At 58.2% G+C, this 16447-nt stretch carries 16 protein-coding genes and 2 pseudogenes; 7 read left to right on the forward strand and 11 right to left on the reverse strand.

From position 1 onward, the window contains the following. Positions 1-7: 7 nt before the first annotated feature. Positions 8-877 (forward strand): TauD/TfdA family dioxygenase, encoded by an 870-nt coding sequence (locus tag FFH21_RS09240; protein ID WP_004665867.1) that lies wholly within the window; start codon positions 8-10, stop codon positions 875-877. A 42-nt stretch (positions 878-919) separates the two neighbouring features. Here the strand turns inward: FFH21_RS09240 and FFH21_RS09245 are convergent, their stop codons facing one another. Next, on the reverse strand, positions 920-1435 hold the full coding sequence (locus FFH21_RS09245) for a GNAT family N-acetyltransferase (protein WP_004665866.1): 516 nt from the start codon (positions 1433-1435) through the stop codon (positions 920-922). A 154-nt stretch (positions 1436-1589) separates the two neighbouring features. On the opposite strand from FFH21_RS09245, the gene FFH21_RS09250 reads away from it, so the two are divergent. From FFH21_RS09250 to FFH21_RS31015, 3 genes and pseudogenes are all read left to right on the forward strand, one after another. Next, positions 1590-2717 (forward strand): saccharopine dehydrogenase family protein, encoded by a 1128-nt coding sequence (locus tag FFH21_RS09250; RefSeq protein WP_004658386.1) that lies wholly within the window; start codon positions 1590-1592, stop codon positions 2715-2717. 397 nt (positions 2718-3114) lie between these two features. Then, positions 3115-4008, forward strand: a pseudogene (locus FFH21_RS31010) (methyl-accepting chemotaxis protein); the annotation flags it as partial. A gap of 201 nt (positions 4009-4209) precedes the next feature. Continuing rightward, the gene (locus FFH21_RS31015; RefSeq protein WP_371217786.1) at positions 4210-4914 is read left to right on the forward strand and encodes a methyl-accepting chemotaxis protein; all 705 of its coding nucleotides are present in this window, start codon (positions 4210-4212) and stop codon (positions 4912-4914) included. A gap of 30 nt (positions 4915-4944) precedes the next feature. Here the strand turns inward: FFH21_RS31015 and FFH21_RS09260 are convergent, their stop codons facing one another. Further along, positions 4945-5877: a DMT family transporter gene (locus FFH21_RS09260; RefSeq protein ID WP_041924491.1), complete on the reverse strand. Its 933-nt coding sequence runs from the start codon at positions 5875-5877 to the stop codon at positions 4945-4947. A gap of 74 nt (positions 5878-5951) precedes the next feature. On the opposite strand from FFH21_RS09260, the gene FFH21_RS09265 reads away from it, so the two are divergent. Continuing rightward, positions 5952-6806, forward strand: a complete 855-nt coding sequence (locus tag FFH21_RS09265; protein ID WP_004658390.1) for a LysR family transcriptional regulator — start codon at positions 5952-5954, stop codon at positions 6804-6806. 36 nt (positions 6807-6842) lie between these two features. Here FFH21_RS09265 and FFH21_RS09270 read toward each other — a convergent pair whose 3' ends face one another. The 3 genes from FFH21_RS09270 to FFH21_RS09280 form a co-directional block, all read right to left on the reverse strand. Further along, complete coding sequence (locus tag FFH21_RS09270; RefSeq protein ID WP_004658391.1) at positions 6843-7127, reverse strand: type II toxin-antitoxin system RelE/ParE family toxin; 285 nt, start codon at positions 7125-7127, stop codon at positions 6843-6845. After that, complete coding sequence (locus FFH21_RS09275; protein WP_011168200.1) at positions 7117-7356, reverse strand: CopG family ribbon-helix-helix protein; 240 nt, start codon at positions 7354-7356, stop codon at positions 7117-7119. The genes FFH21_RS09270 and FFH21_RS09275 overlap by 11 nt, the downstream gene beginning before the upstream one ends. A gap of 159 nt (positions 7357-7515) precedes the next feature. Then, the gene (locus tag FFH21_RS09280) at positions 7516-8532 is read right to left on the reverse strand and encodes a 1-aminocyclopropane-1-carboxylate deaminase (protein ID WP_011168201.1); all 1017 of its coding nucleotides are present in this window, start codon (positions 8530-8532) and stop codon (positions 7516-7518) included. A 186-nt stretch (positions 8533-8718) separates the two neighbouring features. Here FFH21_RS09280 and FFH21_RS09285 point away from each other — a divergent pair, with 186 nt between their 5' ends. Together FFH21_RS09285 and FFH21_RS09290 are read left to right on the forward strand one after the other, a co-directional pair. Beyond that, complete coding sequence (locus tag FFH21_RS09285; RefSeq protein WP_004658394.1) at positions 8719-9225, forward strand: Lrp/AsnC family transcriptional regulator; 507 nt, start codon at positions 8719-8721, stop codon at positions 9223-9225. Positions 9226-9374: 149 nt separating this feature from the next. Continuing rightward, positions 9375-10283, forward strand: coding sequence for a DUF808 domain-containing protein (locus FFH21_RS09290; protein ID WP_011168203.1), 909 nt, complete (start codon positions 9375-9377; stop codon positions 10281-10283). 178 nt (positions 10284-10461) lie between these two features. On the opposite strand, the pseudogene FFH21_RS09300 reads toward FFH21_RS09290, so the two are convergent. The 6 genes and pseudogenes from FFH21_RS09300 to puuE all read right to left on the reverse strand — a co-directional run bounded on the left by FFH21_RS09300 (position 10462) and on the right by puuE (position 16139). After that, positions 10462-11234 (reverse strand): annotated as a pseudogene (locus FFH21_RS09300) (outer membrane protein OmpK). 391 nt (positions 11235-11625) lie between these two features. Continuing rightward, positions 11626-12900 (reverse strand): urate hydroxylase PuuD, encoded by a 1275-nt coding sequence (locus FFH21_RS09305; protein ID WP_004665860.1) that lies wholly within the window; start codon positions 12898-12900, stop codon positions 11626-11628. A gap of 5 nt (positions 12901-12905) precedes the next feature. Continuing rightward, positions 12906-13418 carry an ureidoglycolate lyase gene (locus FFH21_RS09310; RefSeq protein ID WP_004643995.1) on the reverse strand — a complete coding sequence of 171 codons (513 nt, stop codon included), beginning with the start codon at positions 13416-13418 and terminating at the stop codon, positions 12906-12908. 242 nt (positions 13419-13660) lie between these two features. Then, positions 13661-14656 (reverse strand): allantoicase, encoded by a 996-nt coding sequence (alc, locus tag FFH21_RS09315; RefSeq protein ID WP_004665859.1) that lies wholly within the window; start codon positions 14654-14656, stop codon positions 13661-13663. Between the two features lie 41 nt (positions 14657-14697). Then, positions 14698-15213, reverse strand: coding sequence for a 2-oxo-4-hydroxy-4-carboxy-5-ureidoimidazoline decarboxylase (gene uraD / locus FFH21_RS09320; RefSeq protein WP_004665858.1), 516 nt, complete (start codon positions 15211-15213; stop codon positions 14698-14700). Continuing rightward, positions 15210-16139, reverse strand: coding sequence for an allantoinase PuuE (gene puuE / locus FFH21_RS09325; protein ID WP_004658400.1), 930 nt, complete (start codon positions 16137-16139; stop codon positions 15210-15212). Before puuE ends, uraD begins: the two co-directional genes overlap by 4 nt. Between the last annotated feature and the right edge of the window lie 308 nt (positions 16140-16447).

Genomic DNA, 16447 nt, shown 5'->3' on the forward strand with positions numbered 1-16447 from the left:
AGGGATCATGGATCAAATGGCACTCAAGGCCATCGAAGGCACCGCGGGGGCGCCTCGCGCGCCGTATCACAGCATCACGGTCAACCGCCTGACACCGATCATCGGTGCCGAAGTCGGCGGTGTCGACCTGTCGCAGCCACTCAGTGCGAAGCAACTGACGGAAATCCGCCGTGCCTTTCTGGAGAATCACGTGCTGGTGTTTCGTGATCAGCACTTGACGGTCGAACAGCATAAAGCCTTTGGCCGGCTGTTTGGACCGTTACGTGCCTTGCCGGTAGAAAGCATTGATGGCGATGACCCGGAGCTGGTCGTGGTGCGCGCCAACGCCCAGTCACGCTTCGCTGCTGGCGAGCTGTGGCACACCGATGGCACCGCTGACCTGGAGCCGTCGATGGGCTCGATGCTGTATGTCAAAGAGACGCCCGCCATTGGAACCGGTGGCGACACGCTGTTTGCCAACATGCACCTGGCCATAGAAATGCTCTCGCCTGCGATGCAGGCGTTTCTTGGCGAACTGACGGCCATTCACGATGGCGAGATTCCGTGGAAGGGCTATCAGCCGCCTGCCAACCTTCCCAAAAGCGAGCACCCGGTGGTGGTTCGCCACCCTGAAACCGGACGCCGCAGCCTGTTCGTCAATTCCGGTTTCACCTCGCATATCGTGCAACTGTCCGCAGGAGAGAGCCGCACGCTGCTGAACATGCTGTTCGACCTGATCGCCCGTGAACCTTCGCTTAGTTGTCGTGTGCGCTGGGAGCCGAACACGTTGGTGTTCTGGGATAACCGCTGCACTCAGCACCACGCGGTGTGGGATTACTTTCCACACTCGCGCTATGGCGAGCGGGTGACGATTCTGGGAGGGCGGCCCAAAGCCTGAAGGCGTTTGCGATTGACCGGCGAACGCCGGTCAGCTGCTTCATCAGCGCAGTGGCAGGTGGTATATCAGGTCGTCGAACCACTGATCGCCGATTTGATAGGCCTGCGGGACGCGGCGTTCGAAAGAGAAACCGCATTTCTCCAGCACCTTGCAGGAGGCAATGTTGCCATCGGTCACGGTCGATTCCAGTGAATCGAGGCCGATGGCGGCAGCGTAGTCGATGATTGCCCGGCGTGATTCGGTGCCGAAGCCTTTGCCTTGATGTTCCGGCAGCAACAGACAGCCTACTTCGGCATGCCCTGGCGACATGATGCGAAAGCCGCTGGCCCCCAGCTCTGCATCGTTTTGTGTGTCTGTGACCACCAGGCAAAGCCAGTGATCGGACTCCGGCGTCCATTCGGGGAGGCGATGATCGAAGCCTTTGCGGATCTGCGCTTCTTCGATTTCTCCGAATACGTAGCGCATGGTCTCGGGCTCGGAGTGCAGCCTGAAAAACAGCGGCCAGTCGCTGGCGAGCAGGGTCCGCAGATAAAGTCGTTCGGTGTGTAGTTCCAGCATCCGTTGCTCCCGGGACAATCAAAAAAGGCACAGGGTTTTGTACTCGGCATTCGGCCAATGATCAATAATGCACGCGCATTTCATCGCCATCGCTCGCGGCAATCGCTGAGTAGCAAGGCATGGTCATACCCTTCAGCATTTCAGGGACGAGTCAATGGCATTTCGCGTATTGGTCATCGGCGGCTACGGCAACTTCGGCAGCCTTATCTGCAATCATCTGGCGATGATGCCGGACATCGAACTGGTCATCTCCGGTCGCGACCCGCGCAAGCTGGCGGAAAAGGTTGCCGCACTGCAAACGCTGGCTGGCAGATTCTGCCAGAGCTGGTGCGTGGACATCATGCAGGACGGCGCGGGCAGTGAGCTGGGTGAATTGGGCATTGATCTGCTTATCCACACGGCGGGGCCTTTTCAGGGGCAGTCGTATGCCGTGGCCCGGCATTGCATCGCGGCGGGTGTGAATTATTGCGACCTGTCGGATTGCCGGACCTTCGTCTCCGGTATCGCCACTCTGGATGCCTTAGCGCGTGAGGCGGGCGTCTGTGTGCTGAGCGGTTGCAGCTCGGTACCGACGCTTTCGGCGGCCATCATCGATCAGCATCGCCAGCGTTTTCTGCGCATCGATTCGATAGAGCATGGCATCTCCTCGGCAGCGAAAATGCCCGGTCTGTCGACCGTGCGTGGCGTGCTGGCCAATGCCGGGCGGCCGATCAGGCAACTGCGCAACGGCAAGGTCCACGAAGTCCATGGCTGGATGGACCTGACCCTGCGCCGGATGCCCGGCATGGGCACACGGCTGGTGGCCAATGTCGACGTCCCGGACCTGGATGTATTCGCGACACGTTATGCCGCGCAGCATCTGAGCTTCAAGGCCGGCTCCGCGCTCAAGGCCGGCGGCATCGCGACCTGGCTGCTGGCGCTGGCGATTCGCTGTGGGCTGCTGCGCGATCCTGCGTCGTGGGCCGAGCGCCTGTACCGTTGGGGCGCGCGCTTTGAACACTGGGGTGATCGAAAGAGCGCGATGTACATCGATGTCGATGGCGTCGACCTCACCGGCCAGCCGTTGCACATGCGTGCGCAATTGACTGCACTGAACGACAAGGGCCCAGAGATCCCCGGCAGTGCTGCCGTCGCGCTGAGCGGCAAAATGGCCGGTGGCTATCGCCCACAACCGGGTGCACGGGCCTGCGTCGGAGAAATCACCGTAGACGAGTACCTGGCAGCGATCAACGAGCCGGAAAACATCCGGCTGGATGTTCATTTCACCGACCGCAACGTCTGACGCTGTTGCCAATCTCCGATGGCTCCGTACAGGCGAAGATCAAGGCAGTTTCATTGCGTGATCTTCCGGTTTCGCGCGGTGCCAATCATCGGAAAAATTCTGCTCAGGCGATTTAAATAAATATTCATCATCGCGCTCCGGCCATGTAATTCTTGGGCTTCAGGGTGCCTTCGATTGGCGCGTGCGTGATTCCGATAACGTTAACTATCAAGTTAAATCTTTCAGCGCCGATTCACGTGCATCCCGAAAAATCAGAGGCACACACGTAATGAGCGCAAAATGGTTGGACAACTTGAAAGTCAGCAAGAAATTAGGGCTGGGCTTTGCCGCTATTTTGCTGGGCGTGCTGACCGTTACCGCCATCGGTTACTCCAGCACCAACCTGCTGATCGAGCGCATGGGCAAAAGCAGCAAGGTCGCCGAGATCAAGGCTGACGTTCTGAATGCCCGGATTGCTGCGCAAGCCTATGCGACCGGCCCTACCGCTGCGGGTGTGCAGAACTACGCCAGCGCGCTGGATACCTTGAGCCGCAGTGTCGATCAGGGCCTGCAGGTGTTCGTGATATCGAGCAACCTGGCCAAACTGCGCGATATCAAGGAACAGGTGGGCGGTCTAAAGCAGACGTTCAACCAATTGGTCGGCATCAATCAGAAAGTCGACGAGGCGTTGAAACCGATCATCAAGGTTTCCGATGACGTCAGCGCGACCTTTGAGAATCTGCTGAACAAGACCATTGACGACACCTTGCGTTCGCCGAATGAAACCGGCATCAGGCAGGTCAAGATCGCTGGCGACCTGCGTAACGGCATGACCAATTTCCGTCTGGTGTTTCGCCGCTACCTGAGCGTTCCGAATGCCGACAACCGTCAGGCCACCTATAAGTCCGCCGACGCCCTGATCGCACAAGTGGACGCCGCTCGCAGCCAATTGCCTGTCGAGGCAAATGCTGCAGTGGATGCCGCGCTGGTGGCGTTGAAACAATACAAGGTCCTGATGTCGTCGATTTCGGACATGCTGCAGCAGACCGAGCAAGTCCGTACCGATCTGCAACAGCAATCCATAGCGACCGCTGCCCGTGCCGATGATCTGGCGGCGTTGCAGGTCATCAGTGCCAAGAAGGAACAACAAACCGCTGTGGTGCAATTGCTGAGCGTAGCGCTGGTCGTGCTGCTGGTCGGCATCTTTGCTGCGTTCCTGATCACACGTCAGATTACCGTGCCGTTGAACAGCACCGTAATTGCGGCGCGCCGGATTGCCGACGGCGATCTGACCCATGACAGCAGCACCACCCGCCAGGACGAACTGGGCCTGTTGCAGAACACCATGCAGCACATGACGGTTTCTCTGCGCGGCCTGATCGGTGGCATCGGCAATGGTGTGACGCAGATCGCCACGGCGGCCGAACAGTTGTCTGCTGTCAGTGAACAGACCAGTGCCGGCGTCACGTTGCAAAAAAACGAAGTCGACCAGGTTGCCACCGCCATGAACGAAATGGCGTCGACCGTGCAGGAAGTAGCACGCAATACTGAAGACGCTTCGCTGGCGGCCAAACAGGCCAGCGAACGTGCCGCTCACGGTAGCAGTGTGGTGCAGCACGCCACTCGCGAAATCGGCCAATTGGCCGGTGAAGTGAAACAGCTGGGCGAAGCCATGCAGCGCCTCACCGAAGACAGTGGCAAGATCGGTAGCGTGATTGACGTGATCAAGGCCGTTGCCGAACAAACCAACCTGCTGGCGCTCAACGCGGCCATCGAGGCTGCACGTGCGGGTGAGCAGGGCCGTGGTTTTGCGGTGGTGGCTGACGAAGTACGTTCGCTGGCTCAGCGTACCCAGAACTCCACCACGGAAATCGAAGCGCTGATTCAGGCGTTGCAAAAAGGTACAGGTGCCGCATCGGGTCTGATGGATGCCAGCCTGCAACGCACCGAAGGCACTGTAGTGCTGGCTCGTCAGGCCGAGCAGGCACTGGTTGAGATCAATCAGTCCATCGGCACCATTGAACAGATGAGCCAGCAGATTTCTGCCGCGGCCGAGCAGCAGAGCGCCGTGACCGACGAAATCAACCGCAGCGTGCTTAGCGTGCGCGACATTGCCGATCAATCGGCTTCGGCAACCGAGCAAAGCGCCGCATCGACTGTAGAACTGGCCCGCCTGGGCAGCGACTTGCAGAGCATGGTGGCGCGTTTCAAGATTTAACTTCCCTGCATCAGGCGCCTTGTGACTCGGTCACGAGGCGACCTGCCGCGCTTCCGCCCGTACGACCATCCACACACCGACACCCGACACCGCCATGCCTGACGCCATCTGCCAGGACAGCGGCTCGTTGAACATCACCCAGGCCCAGAGCATTGTCACCGGTGGGCTGAGGTACAGCACGCTGGCAACGCGGGTGGCTGATGCGCGGCGCAGACACACCCAGTAAAGTCCGTACCCGCCCAAAGTTGCCAGCCCCACCGTCCAGATCACGCTCAACGCAAACCCGGTACTGGGAATGGGGGCCAGGCTGCCCTGTGTTCCCTGGATAATGGCGAACGCGAAGCTCGATATAAAACATTGCAGCCACAGGTTGGGAAGCAGGTCCATGGGCTGCATGTGGGTCGAATGTTTCTGCCACAGTGTCGCGATGGCCAGTGACAACATGCCCAGCAGTGGCAGGCCGTAGGCCCACAACGGCGCATCTCCCACCGCCAGCGTGCTGTACGTGACCAGCACCACGCCGACCAGACCGACCACCAGCCCCGCCCAGATTTGCCAGACAAGCCGCTGCCCGAGCACGGCGGCAGCCAGCAGTGCCATGCCCATCGGCAACAAGTCGGCAAACAGCGCCGCGAGTCCCGCAGGTACGCCCAGCGCGATGCCCTGCGTAACGCCTGCGACATAGCCCGCCATGGCCAGCAGACCGATGCCCGCATTTTTCAACAGCGTGGCAAGCGGTATTGATCTCAGTTGCCTGGTGACGAAAGGCATCAGGATCAACGTGACCACCACACAACGCCAGAACACCACCAGCAATGGTGGTGCGTAATCAAGCGAAAACCGCGCGCCGATGAAACCCGAGCTCCATGTCAGGACAAGGGCTGCTTCCAGCAAGATAAGGGGAATGGCCTGATGCCAGGCAGGCCGCGTTACGCTCGGAGAAATCGATAGGTGCTGATTCATGGACACAGGTTACGAAGTCAGCGTAATCTAATAAATCAAAATTAAGTGCAGTAGTTGTTCGGGATTTATGAATCATGAGCGCAATTCTCGATATCGAACTGATACGTACTTTTCATGCCGTGGCGCGAATAGGGAAGTTTTCTGCGGCTGCCGAGCAACTTCACAAAAGCCCCGCGGCAGTCAGTGTGCATATCCAGCGGCTTGAGGCGGTAGCGGGCGGGCGTTTGCTCAATCGGGACAACCAGGCAGTGTCTCTCACTGCGCTGGGCAAGCGTTTGCTGGTCTCGACGACGGAATTGCTGTCCACCCATGACCGCGTGCTGGCTGACCTGCAAGGGACTCATCTGGCTGGGCGCATCACGCTGGGTGTTCCGGATGAGTACGCCGTTCATGTCATCCGCGACATCCTGCCGGTGTTCGCTGCGGCCTGGCCCAATGTGGTGCTGGAATTGAAAACCGCACCCAGCTACACCCTGCGCGAGCAGGTTGCGCGCGGCAAGTTGCAGACAGCAGTGATCGCGCAACCCAAAGGGCAGCCAAGTGCTGATACGCAGTTTCTGGTATCTACCAAGCCGGTCTGGGTCGGGCCGGCCAGCGTCGCACTGGGACCTGCGGACCCGTTGCCGCTGGCCATTCACGCAGCGCAATGTCCTTATCGTGAAGCCATGATGGCGTCACTCAAAGACAACGGCCGCAAAATCCGTGTAGTTCTCGAAAGCCCGTCCAATCAGGCGATCAAAGCCTGTGTGGAAGCGGGCCTGGCGATCAGCCTTATTGATCGGAGCGGAGTCACGGAAGCCATGCAGATTCTCGATGACCTGCCTGAAATTCCCGAGCACGAAATCGTCTTCCTGCGCTCGCCGTCGTCACAGAACGACGAGGCGGTGAGCCTGCTGGCGCAGGCGCTGCAGAAGTATTTTCGGCTTTGATAGTGAAGCTGTGTGCACAGTAAACGTGTCTGCGGTTCACCACACGGGGGGCGATTGTCTTCTGGTGTGGAAAATCCTTAGAACCTGTAGCCGGCCGCTACGGATGCGATATGGAATCAGGTAAGGCAGGTCTGGCAGAGGCCATTCTCTGGTTCCGGCAATCCGTCCTTCCCGGCCCATGGCGGGAAAGCTCGCGAGCTGCGTCACGCTTGATTGAATTGCTTTCACGAAAGCTGCGGCAGCAGCTGGATTGTCCTGTGCGATATACGCTGCCTCCTCATCCAGATTCTTTAGCGCCGTTTTAAGCCACTCAACCTGCATTGCCAGACCATTTGTCCATGACAGCTTTTACGTCCTCTGTACTGGCGAACTCGCCAGCGTCGGCTTCTTCAATCGCGCGCTGAATTTCGGCAATCTGCCATGCCTCGCGAGTCAGGTATTCGCGGAGCGCGTCGAGGGCCAAAAATGACTTGCTGCGCCCGGTCGCCTTTGCAAGGTGTGCAAGGGTATCCGCCATTTCGTCCGGCAGACGTAGAGACATTGTGGACATATACACCTCACACGTAGTTATTTGTATTACATAAGGGTGCAGTGTAATACATGTGAATACACCTGTGGATGCAGTTTCCGTTTCAGGTCTGTCGGCTTTTTGAGCAGGTGCAAAATGGCCCGCGAATTCGCGGGCCATTCAGGCAACTTTCGGGATGGCTTAACCGTCCTTGAACAGAAAACTGTAGGCATTCAACGCCGGTACGCCGCCCAAATGTGCGTAGAGCACTTTTGAGCCCTCGGGGAATTCACCATTGCGCACCATGTCGATCATGCCGTGCATGGATTTGCCTTCGTAGACCGGGTCGGTCAATACGCCTTCAAGGCGCGCGCAAAGGCGAATGGCTTCAAGGGTGCCCTCGTTCGGCAGGCCGTATTCGGGGTAGGCGTAGCGGGTGTCGAGCACCACGTCTTCGGCGGTGATTTCGCGGCCCAGTTCCACCAGTTTTGCGGTGTTCTGAGCGATGCGCAGGACTTGTGCGCGGGTCTTTTCCGGTTTGGCCGACGCATCGATACCGATCACACGCTGTGCCCGGCCATCGGCCGCGAAGCCGACGAGCATGCCTGCGTGAGTGCTGCCGGTCACCGAGCAGACCACGATGTAGTCGAATTTGAAGCCGAGTTCTTCTTCCTGCTGGCGTACCTCATCGGCAAAACGCACGAATCCCAGGCCGCCATAAGGGTGTTCCGAGCAGCCCGCAGGAATCGGGAACGGCTTGCCACCGCTTTCCTCGACGTCGGACATGGCCTTTTCCCAGCTCGGCCGAATGCCGATATCGAAGCCTGCCGAGTCCAGGCGCACATCGGCCCCCATGATGCGTGACATCTCGATATTGCCCACTCGGTCGTACAGGGCGTCTGAATAGTTGACCCAGTTTTCCTGAACCAGCACGCATTTCATACCCAGATGCGCCGCGACTGCTGCCACCTGACGGGTCTGGTTGGACTGGATGCCGCCGATCGACACCAGTGTGTCGTAGCCGCCGTCGATGGCTTCCGGCACCAGGTATTCCAGTTTGCGGGTCTTGTTACCGCCAAAAGCCAGACCGCTGTTGCAATCCTCGCGCTTGGCATACAACTCGACCTTGCCACCCAGATGCTCGCTCAAGCGTTTCAGAGGGGTGATGGGCGAGGGGCCGAAGGTCAGAGGGTAGCGCTTGAACTTGCTCAGGTTCATATTGGGGCTCCGTTGATAAGTTGATTCAGGCCTGCAAGGAATGAGTTCGACGTTTGAACGGCGTGCCTGAAGTGGTTCCTATCATAGGAAATAGCTGAATAATCGTGGTTGCAAAGAATTGTCTATTTGCAAAATCAGCGTTAGTGTCATGCCACTAATGCAAACTTTTATTTTGTGAAATTCATCATGAAAGCAATAAATGAACGCACTAAAAAGTCCGCTGGCGATGTAGCACCGCTGCTGGACAGGATTGACCGCGCCATTCTCAAGACCCTGCAACGTGACGCCTCGATTTCCAACGTGGCACTCGCCGAGAAGGTCAAGCTGAGTCCGCCTGCTTGTTTGCGGCGCGTCGAGCGGTTGAAGGAGGCGGGCGTTATCAAGGGCGTGGTGGCGTTGCTCAATGGTGACGTTCTGGACGCGGGCATGGTGGTGCTGATCGGTGTGGTGCTCGACCGCTCGACACCGGACTCATTTGCGCAATTTGAACAAGCCGCGCAGAAGGTGTCCGGCTGCATGGAGTTTCATGTGGTCACCGGCGAGTTCGATTACTTCATGCTGCTGCGCACCAAAGACAGTCAGAGTTTCAACCGCCTGCATGCCGAACAGCTGCTGTACTTGCCCGGTGTCAGACAGATCCGCTCGTTCATGGGACTGCGTCAGGTGGTGTCGACCACGCAATTACCCATTTAACCGGTTGCTCGACGTGGCCTGCTTGTACTACGCCGCGTCAAACGTTCACGTCTGATGAAGGTCAGAGTTGTTGACTGCCACACGATTGACCCTGGCGCATGATTAAATCAGTGCTATTTCCTTTTTTTACTTGCTCAAGGATTTTTATTTTGGCTGCTGGAAGCTTGCTTACCCTGCTCGACGATATTGCGACCCTGCTGGATGATGTGGCACTGGCCACCAAGAAAACCGCGGGTGTGCTGGGGGATGATCTGGCGCTCAATGCCCAGCAGGTCACCGGAGTTTCAGCCGATCGCGAACTGCCCGTTGTCTGGGCCGTGGCCAAGGGCTCGTTGCTCAACAAGGCAATCCTGGTTCCGGCGGCACTGTTGATCAGCGCCTTCGCGCCCTGGGCGATTCTTCCCTTGTTGATGATCGGCGGCGCGTTCCTATGCTTTGAAGGTTTCGAGAAAATCGCCCATAAATGGCTGCATCCCGAAACCGGCGAAGAGCATGATCAGCGCAAGCAGGCGGCCACGGATGCTTCAGTGGACATGGTGGCGTTCGAAAAGGACCGTATCAAAGGCGCGATTCGCACCGACTTCATTCTTTCGGCAGAAATCATCGTGCTGGCGCTGGGCGTAGTGTCGGCCCGACCGTTCATGGATCAGGTCGGTGTACTGGTTATTGTCGCTGTGCTGATTACCGTGGGTGTCTATGGACTGGTGGCAGGTATCGTCAAACTTGACGACCTGGGCCTGTACCTGAAAAAGACTGCAAGCTTTGCGGCGCAGAAAATCGGTGGTGCTTTGCTATGGCTTGCGCCGGTATTGATGAAGGTACTGTCGATTGTCGGTACTGCGGCCATGTTCATGGTCGGCGGCGGGATTCTGGTTCACGGTCTGCCATTTGCTCACCATTGGGCCGAAGGCGTGACCGAAGCTGCAGCCGGTGCGGTGGGCGGGCTGTCGATGGTCGTCCCGACGCTGATCGATGCGGTCGCCGGGGTTATCGCTGGCGCGGTGCTGGTGTTGGTCGTGACGCTGATTGGCAAGGTCTGGAAAGCGGCTAGGGAGTGAGTGGAGGCGGGCGCCGCGCAGGAGTTGAATATCGTGCCAATGCTCCGCGTTGGCATGCATCCCGTGACGCTCCGCGTCACAGATCTGCGCAGCAACACCCTCTCAAGGTTGGGCGCAGAGGCTTCAGAAATGCGTTCCCGCGCTGAGCGCGGGAACGAGCGTCACAACCGGATCGTGCTTAGAAGAATACCTTCACCAGCAAACTCGCGGTGTTCTGGTCGGTGTCGAACGAGCGGCTGTCCTTGATGCCGTATTTGTTGGTCCAGTAATCGTATTCGATACCGACGTACAGCTGACGCTCAGGGTAATTCAGTGCCTTGCCCAGGTCATATTTGATCTGCGGGTTGAAGTGCAGGTTGGAGTGGTAAGTACCACGCGACGTCTTGTCGTTGTTCACTACCCAGTCCATGAAACCGTCGATCAGCACATCCGATTTGCCCATGGGTATGGTGTAGGACCACACCGGGGTAATCTGCCATACACCATCGCCCGGACGGTTGCCTTCGGTCTGGCGCTGGTAGAAGTTCAGCTGGAAGTAGTCGAAACCCGGGATCTTCAAATCGAACGCCGGGCCGATCAGGTAAGACTCGTTATCGCCTTCACCAAATTCGTAAGTTGCCGCAATCAGCACATCGCTGATCGGGCCGAACTCGAACTTCTGGCCAAATATCTTGCCCAGCGACAAGCGTGGCGATAGGTGTTATCGCCAGCCGTTGCGTCTCCCTTGCCGTTGTAGAAGATCTTGTCGACGAAGAAGAAGTTGTCGCCGTACTTCCAGCTGTCAGCATGTTCAAAGGTGAACGTCTGCTGGTTTGCCGGGTTGACGGCAAAGTCTCGTCCATTGAGATAGGTCAGGCTATTGCTCTGCCACTGGAAGATATCCCCGGCCATGGCTGGCGCAGCGGCCAGCAGACTGCTGGCCAGTAACACGCTGGAAAACGTACGGTTCATGCGGTGAGTCCCTTGAAGTAGATCGTGATTTTTTCAGACTGGCGTTCTCTAAATGACGCCTTGTCTGTGGTTGCAGTAATTTGTCTGTCTGGTCAGCTTTGTGTTGTTAGCAAGAGCTGCGCCAAACAGCGAAAAAAGTTGAAGTAATCCCCAAACCGGCATCAACGTGTCGGTTTCAAGTCATTTTTCCGGGTCGACAGAGTCCTGACCGTACAGTCAGCTAGTTGGCTGTTCGGTCAAAGTCAGCGTACAAGGAGCGGTTGTCCGGTTTTGCAGCGGCGGCGGAGAATACTGACTTGCGTTGTCTGGCTCAAGTGCTCCAGCGCAGGGCGTCTGGAGCGAAAGTGGGGCGAGTGCGCCCCGTGTCAGGAGCGCTTGGTTAGCGAGGGGCTCAGTTAGTGTGTGCGCCTTGATCGACCCAGGCACCGACCAGTTCGCGTTCCTGCTGAGTCATCTGGGTGATGTTGCCCAATGGCATGATCGGCGAGGTGACGGCCTGCGCCTTGATGCGCGGGGCCTGCTGCTGAATCTGTTCTGGCGTATCGAACATCACTCCCGCAGGCGCAACGCTGAACAACTGACTGGTAGGCGTGGCCGAATGGCACACCGTGCAACGATGCTGAATCACTTCATGCACTTTGGCGAAGTCCGCGCCGGTACTGGCAGGCTTGGCCTCGACCGGCGCGGTGACCGGCTCCGGAGGTTTCTCGTCGGCCCGATGACCGCCAACTGCGGTGCCGGGCAGCGGTTGATAGACGATTTTCGCGGGAGGTTGCGCAGGGCCGGTGACGTACGCCAGGCAGAGCATGCCCAGCGCAGCGACCGGCAGGGTCCAGGCGAATCGATGGCTGTCATGTCTTGTATTGAAATAGTGGCGCACCAGGACCGCCAGCAGTGCGATGCCCGCCAGAATCAGCCAGTTGTACTCACTGCCGTATGTGCTCGGAAAGTGATTGCTGATCATGATGAACAGCACAGGCAGAGTGAAGTAGTTGTTGTGTCGTGAACGTAATAGGCCTTTTGCCGGCAGGCTTGGGTCCGGCGTGCGGTTCTCGGCAATGGCGGCTACCAGCGCGCGCTGGGCCGGCATGATGATGCGGAACACGTTGCCGACCATGATGGTGCCCATGATCGCGCCCACATGCAGATAGGCACCGCGACCACTGAACACTTTGCTGAACCCGTATGCCGCCGCGACCAGCAGCACGAACAGGACCACGCCCAGCAGTGCAGGGCGCTTGCCCAGTGGCGAGTCGCACAAAAAACTGTAGATGAACCAGCCGACAAACAAGGAACCCAGGCCAATGTGTACGCCTTCGGCACCACTGAGGCTGCTGCCCGGCGCCAACAGGTACAACGTCGGATTGGCGTAGAACACCACGCACAACAGGGCCACGCCCGACAGCCAGGTTGAATACGCTTCCCATTTGAACCAGTGCAGATTCTCCGGCATGGTCGGCGGCGCGAGCTTGTACTTCTCCAGGTGATAAATGCCACCGCCGTGGATCGCCCATAAATCACCGGACAACCCTTCACGCGGGTTGCTGCGGTTGAGGTTGTTCTCCAGCCAGACAAAGTAGAACGATGCGCCGATCCAGGCCACGCCCACAATCATGTGAATCCAGCGTACGCCCAGATTCAGCCATTCCATCATATGTGCCAGCACGGTTTTTACCCTTCCAGTGGGTTGGGATCGAGAACCAGCAACTGGCTCTCGGCAAAGTAATGCTCGTCGCAGTTGTTACCTTCGCCACTGCGATCAACCACCAGGAAGTCATCCCGCTTTTCGATCGTCAGCACCGGATGGTGCCAGACGCCGCGATGGTAATTGACACCCTGCCTGCCGTTCGACACGAAGGCGCGGGTCAGCTCTGATTCAGGCGCATCGCCAACCGGCGCGACCACGATCAGAAAGGGGTTGCCGAGCAGCGGGATGAAGGCCTGGCTGCCCTGCGGGTGACGCTCCAGCATGCCAATGGTCAATGGCATCGGCAGCGCTTCGGCGCGGAATATGCTGATGATCGCCTTGTCATCCGGTTGCGCGGTCTGCACTTCAGCCAGACGATGAAAGCGCATGGTCGAGCCGTTATTGATCATGAAATGATCGCTGCCATCGGTTTCGATCACATCACCGAATGGCGCAAAAGCTTCCTTGGTCAGTGGCTCGATTATCAGTTTGCGCATGCGGGTTCTTCTTCAATGGCTTCAGGGTTTATCGCACTTGGCGCGCCTGGAATACGGTTCTCGCCTGCTTCTGCCCGAAGGGCGTGGGAGCGAACTTGTTCGCGAAAGGGCCGGTACACCCCCTGAAGATGTACCGTTTGGAACAAAGCCTTCGCGAACAAGTTCGCTCCTACAGCCTTCGGCCAGAATCCAAATCAGGCCTGTGTATGATGCGGAGCGTGGGAACGAGAGTTCACACGTTGTTACCTGGACACCTTGCCCAGCACTCGCAGGCGGCTCACGCCACCGTCAGGGAATACGTTCAGGCGGATATGGGTGATCGGCCCGATGGCGTTGATCTGCTCGGCGAACTCGTGTTCGGCGTGCATGGTCAGCTTCTGGCTTGGCAGCAGCTCGCGCCAGAACAAACTCTGGGTTTCGATCTGGCTGTCGGTACCGCCCTTGACGAAAGCACCCTGGATCGAGCAGCTGTCCGGGTAATTGCCCTTGAAGTGCAGAGTGTCGACAATGACTTTCTCGACTTCGCCCTTGTGCCCCAGCGCCACAATCACCCAGTCGTTGCCGGGTGTGCGGCGGCGCGCGGTTTCCCAGCCGTCGCCCATGTTCACGCCACGGCCGGGGTTGAGGATGTTGCTCATGCTGCCGTAGTGCTCGTCCGAGCAGGCAATCGACCGGCCACCGTTGAGTGCCGCCACCAGATCGATCTGCTCGTCCTCGCTGACTTTCGACCAGTCGCGATGCGGCACGCCGTAGACCCGCAGGCGCGCTACGCCGCCGTCCGGGTAGATATTGAAGCGCAGGTGGCTGAACGCCTGATCGTTGGTGATCTCGTGGTAATGATGGCTGTTGCCTTGCAGCTCCACAGACGGCAGCACTTCGGTCCAGGCGGTGTTTTCATCGGGTTCGCCCGAGGCCAGAAAGCACGCTTCCAGCGAAGCGGAAGGCGGAAAGTTGCCGGTGAAAAACGAGGTATCAATGTCTACACCCTTGATGGTGCCAGCTACACCGAGGCGGATCACTGCGCTGTCGTATCCTTCGAAACGCTTGCGGCGCGACTCCCAGCCGTCCATCCACTTGCCGTTGTCGTCGAACACGCCTTCTTTCCAGACCGCCGGGGTCGGCTGGAACAGCCGGTTGGCGTCGGCGAACCAGTCATCGGTGACCGAAAGGATTTTGGTGCCCAGACGCGCGTCGGCCAGGTTCACGAACTTCTCGAACGGTGCGGCGTAAACTTTCATGCTCTTTGTCTGCCTTCTGAATACGGTTATGACTGCGACGCTCAAAGCGCCTGTAGACGAAACAGTGCGATCTTGTTGATCTCGGCCAGGGCGCAAGCAAACTCGGCCTCGGGCGAGTGGTGGATGCGTTGTTCGAACGCTGCCAGAATTTTGTGCCTGTCGCTGCCCTTGACCGCCATGATGAACGGAAAGCCGAAGCGGGCCTTGTAAGCCTCGTTCAGCTCGGTAAAGCGCTGGAACTCCTCAGGCGTGCAGTGGTGGATACCGGCGCCTGCCTGTTCATCGGTACTGGCCTGAGTCAGCTCACCCTGGATAGCCGCCTTGCCGGCCAGGTCCGGGTGAGCATTGATCAGCGCCAGCTGTTGCGCGTGAGGGGCACCGAGCAATAGTTTGCTCATGCGCGCATGCAGGGTCTCGACCTGATCCAGTTCGGGGCCAGCGCCCTCGTCGAAGGCCTGCTGCGCGACCCAAGGCGAGTGTTCGTAGATGTCGGCAAAGGCTGCGATGAATGCATCCCGGCCCAGGCTTGAAGGTGTCAGTGTTTTAAACGTGCTCATTGCTCGGCCTTGCCGGTAAACGGATGTTCAGTGTGCCAGTGCCTGGCGATATCGACACGTCGGGTGAACCACACCTGCTCATGGCCTTTGACGTACTCAATGAAACGCTTGAGCGCGGCCAGCCGGGCAGGGCGACCGATCAGGCGGCAATGCAGACCGATGGAAAGCATCTTCGGCGCGTCTTCGCCTTCGGCATACAGCACGTCGAACGCGTCCTTGAGGTATTGAAAGAATTGCTCGCCATTGTTGAAGCCCTGCACCTGGGTGAAGCGCATGTCGTTGGTGTCCAGCGTGTAGGGGATGACCAGATGCGGCTTGCCGGTGGGGTTGTTCGGCTCCCAGTACGGCAGGTCGTCGTCGTAGGTGTCGCAATCATAGAGAAAACCGCCTTCCTCCATCACCAGTCGCCGGGTGTTGGGGCCGGTGCGCCCGGTGTACCAGCCCAGCGGCCGTTCGCCACTGATCTCGGTGAGGATCTGAATCGCCTGGCGCATGTGTTCACGCTCGTCGGCTTCTTCCATGTTCTGATAGTCGATCCAGCGATAACCGTGGCTGCAGATTTCGTGACCGTCGGCGACCATGGCGCGGATCACCTCGGGGTGACGCTGCGCAGCCATGGCCACGGCGAAGATGGTCAGGGGAATATCGAACTGCTTGAACAGCCTGAGAATGCGCCAGACACCTGCGCGGCTGCCATATTCATACAGCGATTCCATGCTCATGTTGCGCTGGCCCTGCAATGGCTGCGCGGCAACCATCTCGGACAGAAAGGCTTCTGATTCCTTGTCGCCATGCAGAATATTGCGCTCGCCACCTTCCTCGTAATTCAGCACGAATGACAAGGCAATGCGCGCGTTGCCCGGCCAGCGTGGATGAGGCGGGTTGTTGCCGTAACCGATCAGGTCGCGTGGGTAGTCAGCGCTCACTGCAAGCTTCCTTTTGTGCGTTATGTGCGTTAAGCCAAGTGCGGTGCGAATGGCAGACAAGGCACTGCAACGCGCAGATTGTATACAATTTTATTTTCGGCTTGTAACCCTGTAGGTTTCGTTACCGATTTGTGCCGGTTCAAATAAAGCAAGCAAGAAACCTGCCTGAGTGGTCAGCTAATCGAAAAAAATCTGATATTTTTCCTTTGCTTCCTTTCTTTTCAGGTAATTCGACGATTGGCGAGCAGCACAGGCGTCAGCTGCAATCCACTGAAGATTTTATTGTGTACAGGTTTTTGCGAAAGTGT

The sequence above is a fragment of the Pseudomonas sp. KBS0707 genome (genome assembly GCF_005937945.2).
In the GTDB taxonomy this organism is placed as follows: domain Bacteria; phylum Pseudomonadota; class Gammaproteobacteria; order Pseudomonadales; family Pseudomonadaceae; genus Aquipseudomonas; species Aquipseudomonas amygdali.

Bases quoted from the DNA above. Each gene is read 5' to 3' on its own strand.
- FFH21_RS09310 (WP_004643995.1), bottom strand. From the start codon at position 13,418: ATGCGCAAACTGATAATCGAGCCACTGACCAAGGAAGCTTTTGCGCCA.
- FFH21_RS09285 (WP_004658394.1), top strand. From the start codon at position 8,719: ATGAAAGCAATAAATGAACGCACTAAAAAGTCCGCTGGCGATGTAGCA.
- FFH21_RS09260 (WP_041924491.1), bottom strand. From the start codon at position 5,877: ATGAATCAGCACCTATCGATTTCTCCGAGCGTAACGCGGCCTGCCTGG.
- FFH21_RS09265 (WP_004658390.1), top strand. From the start codon at position 5,952: ATGAGCGCAATTCTCGATATCGAACTGATACGTACTTTTCATGCCGTG.
- FFH21_RS09240 (WP_004665867.1), top strand. From the start codon at position 8: ATGGATCAAATGGCACTCAAGGCCATCGAAGGCACCGCGGGGGCGCCT.
- FFH21_RS09275 (WP_011168200.1), bottom strand. From the start codon at position 7,356: ATGTCCACAATGTCTCTACGTCTGCCGGACGAAATGGCGGATACCCTT.
- FFH21_RS09245 (WP_004665866.1), bottom strand. From the start codon at position 1,435: ATGCTGGAACTACACACCGAACGACTTTATCTGCGGACCCTGCTCGCC.
- FFH21_RS09280 (WP_011168201.1), bottom strand. From the start codon at position 8,532: ATGAACCTGAGCAAGTTCAAGCGCTACCCTCTGACCTTCGGCCCCTCG.
- alc (WP_004665859.1), bottom strand. From the start codon at position 14,656: ATGAAAGTTTACGCCGCACCGTTCGAGAAGTTCGTGAACCTGGCCGAC.
- FFH21_RS31015 (WP_371217786.1), top strand. From the start codon at position 4,210: ATGGCGTCGACCGTGCAGGAAGTAGCACGCAATACTGAAGACGCTTCG.
- uraD (WP_004665858.1), bottom strand. From the start codon at position 15,213: ATGAGCACGTTTAAAACACTGACACCTTCAAGCCTGGGCCGGGATGCA.
- FFH21_RS09250 (WP_004658386.1), top strand. From the start codon at position 1,590: ATGGCATTTCGCGTATTGGTCATCGGCGGCTACGGCAACTTCGGCAGC.
- FFH21_RS09270 (WP_004658391.1), bottom strand. From the start codon at position 7,127: ATGCAGGTTGAGTGGCTTAAAACGGCGCTAAAGAATCTGGATGAGGAG.